The sequence below is a fragment of the Xanthomonas hyacinthi genome, from assembly GCF_009769165.1.
In the GTDB taxonomy this organism is placed as follows: Bacteria; Pseudomonadota; Gammaproteobacteria; order Xanthomonadales; family Xanthomonadaceae; genus Xanthomonas_A; species Xanthomonas_A hyacinthi.
The window spans coordinates 1,376,869-1,391,095 of the sequence record NZ_CP043476.1 but is presented as its reverse complement, the minus strand read 5'-3'; the positions used below and the strand labels follow the sequence as shown (position 1 = coordinate 1,391,095).

At 61.8% G+C, this 14,227-nt stretch carries 6 protein-coding genes and 1 tRNA gene; 6 read left to right on the top strand and 1 reads right to left on the bottom strand.

Going from position 1 to position 14,227, the window contains the following annotated elements:
• Positions 1–286 precede the first annotated feature (286 nt).
• From FZ025_RS06340 to FZ025_RS06325, 4 genes are all read left to right on the top strand, one after another.
• Complete coding sequence (locus FZ025_RS06340) at positions 287–1,105, top strand: hypothetical protein (protein ID WP_046979824.1); 819 nt, start codon at positions 287–289, stop codon at positions 1,103–1,105.
• The gene (locus FZ025_RS22855; protein WP_104559059.1) at positions 1,102–1,959 is read left to right on the top strand and encodes a Fic family protein; all 858 of its coding nucleotides are present in this window, start codon (positions 1,102–1,104) and stop codon (positions 1,957–1,959) included. Before FZ025_RS06340 ends, FZ025_RS22855 begins: the two co-directional genes overlap by 4 nt.
• Positions 1,960–2,263: 304 nt before the next feature.
• Positions 2,264–2,339, top strand: a tRNA-Ile gene (locus FZ025_RS06330).
• Positions 2,340–2,531: 192 nt separating this feature from the next.
• Positions 2,532–3,308, top strand: a complete 777-nt coding sequence (locus FZ025_RS06325; protein ID WP_046979826.1) for a hypothetical protein — start codon at positions 2,532–2,534, stop codon at positions 3,306–3,308.
• Between the two features lie 116 nt (positions 3,309–3,424).
• Here FZ025_RS06325 and FZ025_RS06320 read toward each other — a convergent pair.
• Positions 3,425–4,458, bottom strand: a protein-coding gene (locus FZ025_RS06320; RefSeq protein ID WP_386269948.1) for an IS5 family transposase whose coding sequence is annotated in 2 segments (ribosomal slippage) — positions 3,425–3,496 and positions 3,499–4,458 — 1,032 coding nt in all. Because the reading frame shifts where the segments join, the coding sequence is not laid out codon by codon here.
• A gap of 800 nt (positions 4,459–5,258) precedes the next feature.
• On the opposite strand from FZ025_RS06320, the gene FZ025_RS06315 reads away from it, so the two are divergent.
• Both FZ025_RS06315 and FZ025_RS06310 read left to right on the top strand, forming a co-directional pair.
• Entirely contained in the window at positions 5,259–11,879 is a 6,621-nt protein-coding gene (locus tag FZ025_RS06315) for a DUF3320 domain-containing protein (RefSeq protein ID WP_104558625.1), read from the top strand.
• A gap of 47 nt (positions 11,880–11,926) precedes the next feature.
• Positions 11,927–14,212 (top strand): AAA family ATPase, encoded by a 2,286-nt coding sequence (locus tag FZ025_RS06310; RefSeq protein ID WP_046978550.1) that lies wholly within the window; start codon positions 11,927–11,929, stop codon positions 14,210–14,212.
• Positions 14,213–14,227 lie beyond the last annotated feature (15 nt).

Below are 14,227 nucleotides of genomic sequence, written 5' to 3'. Positions count from 1 at the left end.
CGATGTTTGCTATGGAACATCGTGGCAGACCAAAGCATGGTGCGACGCTGATCTTAAGAACGATATGATCGCCGGCGCTAAGGCTGCTATCCCAGCAAGTGTCTATCCGCTCTTCCAAGCTGATGTGGAGGGGCAAGCGAATGCATACTCGGCTGGTCTGCAGTGGGGGGCCATTGACACATTCGTCTCAGGACCTGTCTGGGCAAATGCACAGGTTGAAGCTCGATGCCGGACATGGTCGGACGCTATGAAGTACTACTGTCACTAAATGGAAAGGAATTCGCTCATGAGGCATAAGGCAGTTGCACTCGGCGCCTTGGTTTTCGCGCTAATTGCTGGAGTAGCGGCATATAGTTACAAGAAGGGTGCTCCCGAATCCTCGGAAGTTGCCGCAGATGGTGCGCCCCGACAATTGGGAGAGTACACAGCTGCAGAGAAGGAGCTCCGACGACTGGCAACGAAGAAGCAGTCATCCGCACCAAAGGAAGTCGCGGTCGGCGACATTCTTGCGGGAGACACCAGGATGGTGGCCTTGTCCGCGGACGAGCGGGCTTGGCTGGAAAGCCACCAATTCCTAACCAAAGAGGAAATAGAGGCGGCGAAGGCTATTCCGGATGAGATGCTCAAAACATCTCGCACAGACGCACGGTCGCAAACTCTGTGGGGATTGCGACTACTGGACCGAGGCGAAACGACTTCCGCCGCCTCAGTTCTGGAAAATGCAGCTTCGCATGGCTCCATTTATGCGTATGAGGAGGCAGCTGTCGCACAGCTCAAGCAGCAGATTCAGAACAACAAAGGCGATGTGGATCAGAGCACCCAGAATGCATTTCGCGCACGTATGGAGGTAGCGAAGATCATGGGAGATCACCGGGCGGATGCGCTGTTCTCTGAGTATTTCCCGAATTATGATAGCCAAGCAAATGCGCAGGCTGTCCAGATTCAGACGACAGAGTTTTTGCGCCAACTGGGAGCCAATACGCAGGCCCAGGGAACAGCATCCGCAGGTCCCGATCCGCGACCTAATGCTGATCTCTGGGCGAACCTGCAAAAGCTGCAGGCGACAGGAGGATCCGCAGACGTGATCTCTGTATACGGACCATGATGCTAGACAGGGAAATTCCACAGTTCTCAGCAAGCACCGAATGGGTTCAGTCAGCATTCGCCGACCTCGGTGAACTTGCCTGGGAGGGGCAATGTCCCTCATTCAATGGCGCCGCACCCGCATGGGTCGCGGCGCTTTTGATGCATGGCAGCACGACAAGCCTGCCGGACTACCTAGCGAATCACCGGAAGCTACTAGAACAGTTTGAGGGTTTCCGCAGCTTGAAGCGGGGTTTGTGGTCACTGCGAAGTGCGGGGACGCTGGACACGTGCGTTGTTAGGGCCCAATCGTTAACGGCGTACAAGGCAAAAATTCGCACTACGACAAATCGGGTTCTAACGCCAAACGCATATAGTAGAGATTATTTGCCCCCGAATCCGGTATCGGCCCGAGAAGCGTGTCGACAAATTTTTCGACTACGTGCTGCGTGGACTGCGAAAGCGGAACGCAACAATGCGCTCGCTCTTTCAACCTACATAACGCTACTAACAGTTCATCCTTTCGAAGATGGGAATGGACGCACGTGTAGGATGTTGCTTGCGGCCGACGCGATGGGGGGCGACAGATGCGATCCTATTAGCGCTTTAGCCGGCTTGCTTCTTAAGGGCCAGCAATCTATGCCGTTTCACCTCTCTGCGAGGTGTGCGAGAGCCGGTGACTTCCACATGCTCGCAGAATGTCACCGTTCCGCCATGACGTTTGCCAGTGCTAACTTGACTCCAATTCTTCTCGCGCTGGATAGTGTGCCCAGCGATAACTATGATAAACAGAGTTACTGGGCGGAGCGGCTATTCATGGGCATAACCGAGGGGCTCCATCAAGGAAATTCGGGATTGGGGACGATCTCATTGTGATGCAATGGAGGATTGAGGGGAGGGCGCTTGCGCTTGCCCCGCTGGCGGATCCCCAATGACCGCATCGGCTGTCGATGCGGTCGTTGCCACCACGCCAACGAGCCCTGACACGGGCGAGCATCAGGCGCGGCACCGGTCAGGAACGCGCCGCTGCGGCCGATCAGTCGGTGTGCATCGACACCCCCGGGAAGACACGGCGCCGCCGCGGACGTTAAACTCACGCCCGCCTCGGCGCCTCCTCTGCATGCACGCTAGAGGCGCCAAGCCGGCGGCCGGCGCATCGCCGCCCGTTCCGGACGCTTCCGGGCCTATAGCTCAACGGTTAGAGCAGAGGACTCATAATCCTTTGGTTCCAGGTTCGAATCCTGGTGGGCCCACCAATAAATTCAATGACTTGCATTCATCTAGAGCCCTTGGCTTCATCTAGAGCCCTTGGCGTTGCCTGCGTTCTCCTGTTGGTGCCCGTTCGGTGCCCGTTTGCCTATGCCGGCCTCAACAGCTACACCGCACCTGCATCTGTCTGCGCGCGCGGTCTCGCAGCCTGCGATTGCCAGGCGCTACAATCCAAGGTTATGAAGCCACGTGACACTCTTCGCTTCGCCCTGAGCGACCGCATCGACGATGCGCCGGTCGGGCCGTCGCACGTCCCGCTGGCATTGCTGGGTGAGTTCCAGAAGGATGTCACCGAGTTCCTTAAGGGTGCTGGCAAGGAGGTCGATCCGAGCCAAACCATCGTTTCAATCGAAGAAGGCTCTCTTGCCCTGGTCGCCAATGGCCTGCTGGCAGCTGTCGGCCTATGGGCAGACGTGGCTCAATTGCAGAATCCCGCCACGCTGGGTCTGATCGACCCCAAGCGGGCCGCCGTGGTTGAGCGCTGGCAGAGGGCCGCCCGCAAGAACCCCCATCGCCGTTATTTACTGGCAGACGAGGGCAATGCGGTCACCGTTCTTGTTAACTCCCAAACCGGGTTCCGCAATCAGATTGAAGCGGCCTGGGTGCCTGTCGAAAAGTACCTGACCGGTTTGGTGACCGACTTGGGTGGAGCTACCAAAGCCAACGTCCACCTGAAGCTGGCTGATGGCCGCGCGCTCACCATCGTTGCCGATCAGCAGTTACTCGCCAACGAAGAAAGAAACCGCCTCTACAAGCCAGCCACTTTGCTGGTGCGGGCTGAGGAAGAGGAAAGCCTCAAGTCCGGCGAACTTCGCAACCTCAGCCTAGTGGCATTTCAGCCGGAGAATTCCGGATGGGACGAAGCAGCATTCGCTAAGCTGGTGCAGAAAGGTACGCAAGCGTGGAAGGACGTGCCGGATGACTGGCTGGAAGAATTGCGGAGCAATCAGGGATGAAGGCATCGGCGTTGTTGGACACGAGTTTCCTGATTACCTTGGGAATGCCTGATCTACCAGCCGTAGCCGAGGTTCCCCTGCTCGCAACACGGAGGCAGGGCAACATCTCGCAGGTTTTACATCCAATCGCCCGCGTTTTGTCCCGCATCCCGCCTTTGGGCGATCTGCGGGCGCACCCCTCCTATGCCACCGACAGCAATGTCCTGCGCGCCCTCCACAGATTGACCAACGCGAACAGCGTCGTCACCTGCGCCGCGTTCTTGGCCAGGCCCTTGTAGCGCACCTTGACGTAGCCGAACTGCCGCTTGAGTACCCCAAACGGATGTTCCACCGCCGCCCGGATCGAAGCCTTGGCCCGTTCCAGTTCCTCGGTGATTGCGCGCATCCCCGGGTGCGCGATCGCCTTCACCTTGCTGCGCTTCTCTGCAACCCAGAAGGTGCGTCCGTCGGCCGGCGCATACGTCGCCGCCCCCGCATAGCCCGCGTCGGCGAACACATGCTGCTCCTGGCCATGCAGCAGATGCGCCGTCTGGGTCACGTCGGCCACGTTGGCCGCCGTGCTCACCACGTGGTGCACCAGTCCCGTGCGCTGGTCCACCCCGATGTGCGCCTTCATTCCGAAGTACCACTGCTTGCCTTTCCGGGTCTGGTGCATCTGCCCATCGCGCGAGCGCGCCTTGTTCTTCGTCGACGGCGCCGCGGCGATGATCGTTGCGTCCACCATCGTCCCCGACGACAGCCGCAGGCCGTGCTCGCGCAAGTGAGCATTGACCGCTGCAAACAGCTGTTCGGCCAATCCGTGCTTCTCCAGCAGATGCCGGAACTTGCACACCGTCGTCTCGTCCGGCGCCGCTTCGCGCCCCAGGTCGATCCCCACGAACCGCCGCATCGCCGGCACGTCGTACAGCGCCTCTTCCACCGCCGGATCGCTCAGCGCATACCACTGCTGCAGAAAATGGATCCGCAGCATCCGCTCCAGCCCCACCGGCGGACGGCCGCCGCTCGCTCGCACCTTCGGATAGAACGGCGCGATGCACGCGCACAGCGGCGCCCACGGCACCACCTGATCCATCTGCGACAGGAACACGTCGCGCCGCGTCGGCTTGCGGTGCACATCGAAGCTGGCATCGTGCTGCAGCGACAGGGTCATCTGGGTTCGAGACATGGCAATCACCGCGGGAGGGGGGGCTGATGACTTGGATCATCAGCAGAATCAGAGGTTCCTTAGTACTGGAAGGTCTTGATCCCCAGGCCGAGCCGCCAACGAGGATGGCTAGCTTGCGAGCCAGGCTTTCTTGTTCTGGGAGGTGCGCCGAGCAACTGTCTACGGCTGCCGGGGGCTCGAATAGTCGATGATCGACGTAGGTGCCACGGAATGCTCGAATGATTGGCTTGAAGAAAGGCTTTTCTGGCCTCTGCGCGGGGAAATTACGTGGGTCTGCTGGGAAGTCCCATGAGAGCGCCAGACCCAGTCCGTTGCCTTCCGCTCCGCTGCCGAACTCCCGATGGAACCGCTTGAATGCGCTCGCGTGCTGCCTCGGCGATAGTTCTCGGCAATGAGCAGGGCCTGCGCGTGGCCTGCGCGCATCCGGCTTCGATCTGTCCGCCCTGCGGCGCGTAGCGCACCGCGTTGTCGATCAGGTTGCGGGTCAGTGCCGACAGCGCCGCTCCGTCGCCGAACAGCATGACCGGGTGTCACGCCGCCGCCGTTGCTGGCTGCGCCGAGCCGTCCACAGGTGCGCGTCGTCGTCCACCTGCAAAGCGACCACGTCGTCTATCGTCAACCGCTGCTGTGGTGGCGGCGCCGTGCGGGACCAGGCCGGCTCAGAGATGGTCGCCAGCTCGGCTGGAGGTAGCATTGGGAGCTGGATTCGGCGTTACTATGAGCCAAGAAATATTGGGGTGCGGTCGATCTGATCCGGGTGGGTCGCAGACAAGCAGGGGGGGGCCATGGATGAAATGCAACCGGACGGGCAGAGCGCTCTGGCCGAGCCGCGAATCGATGCGACCTTAGTCGCCAAGCTGAATCTGGCCGACTTCCAGAACGCGGTCCCCGTGGTTCGGGAGCTGTGTCTCGTTAACGACACCGATCAGACATTCGATAACGTGGAACTGGTCCTTACCTCGGACCCGGCTTTTCTCAAGCCAAAGCGCTGGCGCATTGATGCGCTTGCAGCCGGTTCCCGCTATCCGATCCGCGATCTGGACCTGGCGCTGGACGGTGGCATGTTGGCGCGGCTGACCGAATCGGAGTTGGCCACGGTCTCGCTGGCGATTCACTGCACGGCAAGGGAGGATTCCTCCCAGGAACTGGCCCGACGCGAGTTCCGCCTGGAACTCTTGCCACGTAACCAATGGGGTGGGCTTTCCCATCTCCCGGATCTGGTGGCCGCTTTCGTTCAGCCCAACGAACCAGCCGTGGAACGTTTGCTCAAGCAGGCGGCAGAGATTCTGCGCCAGAACGGCAGGAACTCGGCGCTCGATGGTTACTCCGGAGGCGTCAAGCGCGCTTGGGAGCTGGCTTCGGCTATCTGGGGTGCGGTGGCTGGTATGGGTCTGGACTATGCGCTGCCGCCCGCCAGCTTCGAGCAGTCCGGGCAGAAGGTGCGTGGTCCGAGCCAGATCGCCGAATCGGGACTGGCAACCTGCTTCGACCTGGCCTTGCTGTTCTGTGCTGCGCTGGAGCAGGCTGGGCTGAACCCTTTGCTGATCTTCACCGAGGGCCACGCCTTCGCTGGGTTCTGGCTTAAGCCGGAGGAGTTCTCGACCACCGTGGTCGACGACATCACAGCATTGCGCAAGCGGCTCAAGCTCAGGGAGCTGGTGTTGTTCGAGACCACCTTGATCACCCAGCGCCCAGCTGTGCCCTTCAGCTATGCCGCTGAACGCGGCGCGCACCAGGTGAGCGAGACTGAGGACGCCGTATTCCGCCTGGCGGTGGACATCCGCCGCGCCCGCCTGCAACGGATCAAGCCACTGGCCAGTGCGGATGCTGTCGCACGCGCCCCTGCTGAGGAGCAGATCTCACCTGCCAAGCCAACCTTGCCGGTCTTCGAGGAAGCCCCGGCATTGTCGGATGATGAGCGAGATGGCGACCTGGAAGCTCCTCTGCTGGATCCTATAGATCGGCTGGCGCGCTGGCAGCGCAAACTGCTCGATCTCTCGTTGCGCAACAACTTGCTCAACTTCAAGGGCGGCAAGAAGTCACTGAAGCTGGATGCCCCGGATCCGGGAGCGCTGGAGGACTTGTTGTCCAGCGGGCAGCCGCTGAAGCTGTCGCCGCGGCCCGACCTGATGGACGGCGCCGATCCACGCAACCAAGCGATCTATGAGGCTCGTGAGCGCGAAGACGTGCGGCGGTCCCATGCGCTGGATGCGCTCAGACGCCGCGAAGTATTCGTCAGCGTGCCAGAGGCGGAACTGGAGTCCCGTCTCGTGGAGCTGTTCCGCGGCGCGCGCAATACGCTGCAGGAAGGCGGTGCCAATACGTTGTACCTTGCCTTGGGCTTTCTGTCCTGGACGCGTGACGATCGCGCCGAGCAACGTTACCGGGCGCCGCTGATTCTGGTGCCGGTCAGCCTGCAGCGCAAGAGCGCACGTTCCGGCTTTATGCTGACCCTGCACGATGACGAGCCGCGCTTCAATCCGACTCTGATTGAGATGCTGCGCCAGGATTTCCAACTCGGCCTGGGTGTGGCTGAAGGCGAACTGCCGCGCGATGAGGCAGGCCTGGATATCGGGGCGGTCTGGAAAGCGGTCGGTTACGCCATTAAGGACATCAAGGGCTGGGAGGTCAACGAGGACGTGGTGTTGTCCATGTTCTCCTTCGCCAAGTACCTGATGTGGAAGGATCTGGCGGAGCGTAGCGAGCAATTGCGACAGAACCCAGTGGTGCGGCATTTGCTCGATACCCCACGCGAGGCCTATCCCTCGGGCACGCCGTTTCCCGACGTGCGCCAGCTCGACCAACGTTTCGACCCGCGTCAGGTGTTCTGCCCGCTGCCGGCGGACTCTTCGCAACTTTCGGCGGTGCTCGCCGCTTCGCAGGGCAAGGACTTCGTGCTGATCGGGCCCCCAGGCACCGGCAAGAGCCAGACCATCGCCAACCTGATCGCCCAGTCGTTGGCTGAAGGGCGCCGGGTGCTGTTCGTCTCCGAGAAAATCGCGGCGCTGGACGTAGTCTACCGGCGCCTACGCGAGATCGGCCTGGGCGAGTTCTGCCTGGAACTGCACTCGAGCAAGGCACGCAAGCTCGATGTGCTGGCGCAATTGCAGTCAGCCTGGGAAAGCAGCGGCCTGGCGGATGCGCAGCAGTGGCATGCCGAAGCGGAAAAGCTCCAGCGCCTGCGCGATGAACTCAATATCTACGTCGAGCGCCTGCACCAGCTCCACGGCAACGGGTTGAGCCTGTTCGCCGCTATCGGCCAGGTCAGTGCCGGCCAGGAGGTGACCGCGCTGCGGCTGGCCTGGCCTTCGCCCAGCCAGCATGATCGGGTCGCCATGGATCGACTGCGCAGCCTTGCCGACCGGCTGGAGGTCAATGCCCAGGTCATTGGTCATGCCGCCTTGGTCAGCCATCCGCTGGTCATGGTGGGTCAAGGCGGCTGGTCGCCGTCCTGGCAGCAGCAACTGGTCGCGGCCGCGCGCGAAGTGTTGCCCGCCGCACAGATAGCGATCGACACAGCACAGGCCTTCGTCCAAGCGAGTGGATTGCCTGCCACCCCCTCGACCCAGGAGGCCTGCCAGGCCCTGGCGTTGCTTGCTGAGTGTCTGCCCCGCGCGGCCGGGCACGATTGGCGTTTCATTCTGCGCCCCGATGCCAGGCGCCTGGTTCAGCGTGTGCAGGAAGGCGCTACCTTGGTGCGCCGGCACGCCGAGTTGAATGCACAGTTATCCCCGCCTTGGCCGACGTCGATCGTCAGCGCCTGCGAGCGGGGCCTGACCGCGCTGGCCGAGCGCCAAGCGACGTACGCACGGCTGGGCGAGCCTTGGCCGGTGCGCACCATTTTGCTGCTCAACCAGGGCCTGGAGCTACTGGCTCAACTCGTACAACGTCAGGCCAGCTTGTCGGTGCCTTATGACGAGGCCATCGAGCGCCTGGACGTGGCGCAACTGCAAGTGGATTGGGAACTGGCCGAACAAACGTTCTGGCCCAGATCCTGGCTGGGCAAGCGCAAGGTCAAGGCGCAACTGGTCAGCGCCGTCAGCGGCGTCATAGCGCCCAACGTCGGCAACGACTTGCAGCAATGGAACGCTATTCGAGCGCTTCGCCGTCAAGTACAAGCGCTTAGCTTTGGCAAGGAAACTGCAGACGTCTGGAAAGGGTTGCAGACACAAACGGAGGCTGTCCGCACTGCCTTGCGCTGGCAAACGGCACTGACCGCCCTGCGCGACGACCAGCCCTGGGAGGATGCGGGTTTTGACCTGATCGAAGAGGGTCATTGCGGCAATGCCTTGCGGGCAGATTTGCAAAATGCGCGGCGCCTGCGTCAGTTGGATCAGGAGATCGCCGCCCTGGCGTCGCTGGAGCAGCCCACCGAGCGGCTGTGGACGGGACAGGCCACCCGCATCGATGGGCTGCGCGCCGCCTTGGAGTTCCTGGCGGATCGGCGCGCCCATCTGCAGCAGGGCGCATTGCAGGCCGAGCACGTGCAGGTGGCGGAAAACGCCTGCGGCGCCACGTTGGCCAACGACTGGCATTTTCTGCAGCAACGTGCCGAGGTCGAGGAGGCACTGGACGCGCTGGACGACTTGAGGGAAGCCAGCGCCGGGCTGTGGCAGGGGCTGGGCACGCGGCTGGACGACGCAGCGCAAGCCTGCCAATTGCACGCCGCCGTCGCTGCCGCCGTCGCCCGCCTGGCCGCCACGCCCGAGCAGATCGGCGCATACAAGGCGACGCTGCATACCCTGCTGGGCGATGCCAATGCGTTGCTGGAGCCGGGCGGCCAGATCGTCGGCGCCGGTTCGCGCTATATCGAGGCCTGGCAGCAACTGCAACCACGGCGGCGGGCGTTGGCGACTGTCGGGCAGTTCGCCGAAACGGCGCAGGCCGAATTGCATGCCTCGCCGCTGCCGCAGTTGATCGAGCGCTGCGAAGCCATCGTCCGCGCCGAGCATGGCTTGCGCAACTGGTGCGCCTGGCGCCAGGTGCGCGAACAAGCATTCGCACTGGGTCTAGGCCCCCTGGTGCTCGGCATGGAACAGGGGCATGTGGCGCCCGGCCAGGCGCGACGCGCCTTGGAGGCCAACTACGCGCGCTGGTGGCTCAATGCCGCGGTAGACGAAGAGCCCGTGATCCGCGGCTTCGTCAGCGCCGAGCACGAGCAGCGCATCCGCGACTTCCGCGAGTTGGACGAACGCTTCACCGGCCTGACCCGCGACTGGCTGCGCGCCCGGCTGTGCGCTGACATGCCGGCCCAGGAGAACGTCAGCCGCAACTCCGAATGGGGCGTGTTGCGCCACGAGATGAGCAAGAAGCGCGCACACCTGCCACTGCGCGAGTTAATGCTGCGCATCCCCCAGGCGCTGACCAAGCTCACCCCCTGTCTTTTGATGAGCCCGCTATCGATCGCCCAATACCTGGATGCCGGCGCCAACGCCTTCGATCTGGTGATCTTCGACGAAGCCTCGCAGATTCCGGTGTGGGACGCGATCGGTGCCATTGCCCGTGGTCGCCAGGTGGTGATGGTTGGCGATCCCAAGCAATTGCCGCCGACTGCCTTCTTCGACCGTGCCGAATCGGATCTGGACGACGAGGATGTCGAGGCCGACCTGGAAAGCATCCTCGATGAATGCATCGGCGCCAACCTGCCGGTCCGCCATCTCAATTGGCATTACCGCAGCCGCCACGAAAGCCTGATCGCCTTTTCCAACCACAACTACTACGACGGCAAGCTGGTTACTTTCCCTTCGCCGGTCACCGACGATCATGCGGTCAGCCTGCAGCAGATCGCCGGAACTTACGAGAAAGGCGGCTCGCGTACCAATCCTGCAGAAGCGAAAGCGCTGGTGGCCGACGTGGTGGCGCGCCTGACGTCACCGGGCTTCCGCGAAAGCGGTCTGACCATCGGCGTGGTCACCTTCAATGCCGAGCAGCAGAAACTGATCGAGGATCTGCTCGATGACGCACGGCGCAAGGATCCGCGATTGGAACCTTGGTTCGCCGAGAGCGAGCTGGAGCCGGTGTTCGTCAAGAACCTGGAAAGCGTCCAGGGCGACGAACGCGACATCATCTATTTCTCCATCACCTATGGAGCGGATGCGTCTGGCCAACTGGCGATGAACTTCGGGCCGCTCAACCGCCAGGGCGGCGAGCGCCGGCTCAATGTCGCCATCACCCGGGCGCGCCACGAACTGCGCGTGTTCGCCAGCCTCAGGACTGAGCAGATGGATATGGCCCGCACCCAGGCTATAGGCGTGCGCGACCTCAAGCACTTCCTCGAATTCGCCGAGCGTGGCGCGCGCGCCTTGGTCGAGGCTAGTCCCGGCAGCCTGGGTGGTTTCGACAGTCCCTTCGAGCAGGCCGTGGCCGCTGCCCTGGTCCAGCGCGGCTGGCGGGTGCAGACCCAGGTTGGTGCCTCGTCGTTCCGCATCGACCTTGGCGTGATCGATCCCGATGCGCCCGGCCGCTACCTGGCCGGTGTCGAGTGCGATGGCGCCACCTATCACCGCAGTGCGACCGCCCGCGACCGCGACAAGTTGCGCGAGCAGGTGCTGCGTGGATTGGGCTGGAAGGTGGTACGCGTTTGGTCTACCGACTGGTGGATCGACCCAGCCAGCACGCTGGACAAACTCGATGCTCGCCTGCAGACCCTGCTAGTCGAGACACGCGGCCAGCGCGAGGCACAGGCCCAGCGCGAAGCGCAAGCTCGTCAGATCGCAGAGGCGGCGATCGCCCGGGCGATGGCTATTGCGGCAGACGGTGCCGGTACAGCAACGCCCATTGTTGCCCAGCCCGATACGCAAATCGCGATTGCCGCCCCACCTCCGGTAGCCGCAGAAGATATCTACACCCGCCAGGCGCCGGCTGCCCCTCATCCTCAGACGCAACCGCTGCCGGCATCGTTGGCGGCATCTTTCCTGATCACCGATCCGGCCGCGACGGTAGCGGGTATCGATGCGGACGCGTTTTTTGACGACGACTATGTGCCTACCCTATCGGCCGTGATTGCCCACGTGGTCGAACGCGAAGGCCCGGTACTCGATGGCGTACTGACGCGGCGCATAGCCCGCGCGCACGGCTGGCTGCGCACCGGTTCGCGTATTCGCGACCGCGTGCTGCAACTGGCGCAGGCCAACTACAGCACCACGCAAGAGGACGTGGGCGTGTTCTATTGGCCAGCTCACCTCGATCCAGCCATACCGCCCGCCTTTCGGCGGCCTGGCGACGAAAACAGCGTGCGACCGGCGGACGAGATCAGCCTGCCTGAACTGTCGGCCTTGGCCCGCGAGGTGACGGACCGTGGCGAGCAGGGGGAGGGAGCGTTCTACGCCATGGCCCGCGAACTGGGGCTGCAGCAGTTGCGCGCGGCCAGCCGGGCGCGTCTGGAGAAGGCGTTGCAATTCCTGTAGTGCGGGCCGATCAGAGATCGGCAGCGATCCTCGGAGGAGAGAGGCGAATGATCGAATCGATGCAGATAGCGGGGGTAGCCTCGTATGGACAGGAGGCCCAAGCGCTCGATGGGCTGACGAAGTTCAATTTCCTCTACGGCGCCAACGGCTGTGGCAAAACCACGATCTCCCGGGTGATTGCAGACCCCGCCGGCTATCCCGGCTGCCACATCGGCTGGAAGAACGGTACTCCCCTGCAGGTCATGGTCTACAACCGTGACTTCGTTGCACGTAATTTCGGCCCTTCCGTAGAACTCAAGGGCATCTTCACCCTTGGTGCAAAGAACGTCGACAATATTGCCAAGATCGTGGCACTTAAGCAGGAATCCGATAGTTACAGTGGACGCATCGCCAATCTGAAGGAGACTTTGGAGGGGCTGGATGGCCAGGGAGGTAAGCGTAAAGAACTTGCCGATCTCGAGACCCAATTTCAGGAGGCTTGCTGGGCCCAGAAAAGAAAGTACGACAGTGAATTCGCCCTGGCATTCCAGGGCGTGCGCAACAATGCCGAGAACTTCAAAGCCCGTGTGCTGCTAGAGCATGCCGGAAATTCAGCGGCATTGGTTCCATTGGCCGATCTCCATGAGAAGGCCAAGACTATTTTTGGCCCTTCACCTGCACCGGAGTCCCTCGTCGTATCCCCGTCGTTCGATGCCCTTTTGTTCCACGAATCGAATCCAATCCTGAGCAAGCGCGTTCTTGGTCGGGAAGATGTCGATATCGCGGCAATGATCAAGGCGTTGGGCAATAGCGACTGGGTGCGACAGGGGCGCGCCTACTTCGATGAAGCAGCGAGCATCTGCCCCTTCTGCCAGCAGACCACTGAAGCCTCCTTTGCGGCCAGCCTGGAGGCCTATTTTGATGGCACGTTCCTGGCCGCTAGCCATGCCATCGACGATCTGGCCAAGGCCTATGCCGCCTCGGCCGACTACCTCCTGGCGCAATTGTCCGCAACCCTCGATGCGCCTTGCCGATTCCTCGATGCAGAACTACTGAGGACAGAAGTGGCCCTGCTGGCTTCCCGGATCGCCCTCAATCGCCAGCATCTGGCCGACAAGCAACGCGAGCCAAGTCAACTCGTTGCACTGGAGCCCTTGGCCGACACGCTGGAGAGAATCTCCCAGGCGCTTGTGGCGGCCAACGAGCAGATCGAGGCACACAACGCTACGGTGGCCAATCTGGGCAAGGAGAAGCGGCAGTTGGCAAACCAGGTATGGAAACACATCATCGCTGTCGAGTTGGCTACCGCCTTGCAAGACTATTCGACGAGGAAGCAGGGGTTGACAGGCGCGATCATGGCCTTGACCGGCAAGATCGAGGTGGCGGAGATAGACCGGCGGCAGAAGCAGAAGGAGATTGCCGAGTTGGAGCGCGCGACCACCAGCGTCCAACCGACCATCGATGCGATTAACGCATTGCTGGCCTCGTTCGGCTTCCATGGCTTCTCCCTGGGCAAGGCAGACAGCGGCACCGCCTATGTGCTGCGGCGGCCCGATGGCGTGGACGCGAAGGAAACCTTGAGCGAAGGAGAACGCACCTTCGTCACCTTCCTCTACTTCTATCATCTGCTCAAAGGCAGCGATTCGGAAAGCGGCGTGACGACCGACCGGGTTGTGGTCTTCGACGATCCGGTTTCGAGCCTGGACAGCGACATCCTATTCATCGTCAGTAGCCTGATCAAGGCGCTATTTGATGAGGTGCGCCAAGGGATCGGTCACATCAAACAGGTCTTCGTGCTGACCCACAACGTCTACTTCCACAAGGAAGTGACCTTCAACCCTCGGCGCACCGACAGAACCGCCATGCGTAGCGAGGAAACCTTCTGGGTTGTCCGCAAATCCCACCACGCTTCCAGAATAGAAGCCCATACGAACAACCCGATCGTCACCTCATATGAGTTGCTGTGGGCGGAGGTGCGGCGGGGCGACCGATCTAATCTTTCGATCCAGAACACCCTCCGGCGTATTCTCGAGAACTACTTCAAGATCCTCGGCGGAACCGATACCGACGACATCTGCAACCTGTTCGAGGGAAGCGAAAAGGTCATCTGCCGATCGCTTTTTTCATGGGTCAATGATGGCTCCCATTTTTCGCACGACGACCTGTATGTCGCGGTCGACGATGCCATGGTGGAGAGCTACTTGCGGATCTTCAAGGCGATCTTCGTCAAGTCCAGGCATCTGGCACACTACAAAATGATGATGCGCGAAGCATACTCGGATGAACCTGAGATCGCACCGAATGCCATGGAGCGATTGGAGCAGGCTAATGCCGCTGCGGTTATCCATGCTTGAAGGTTATGCATCCGG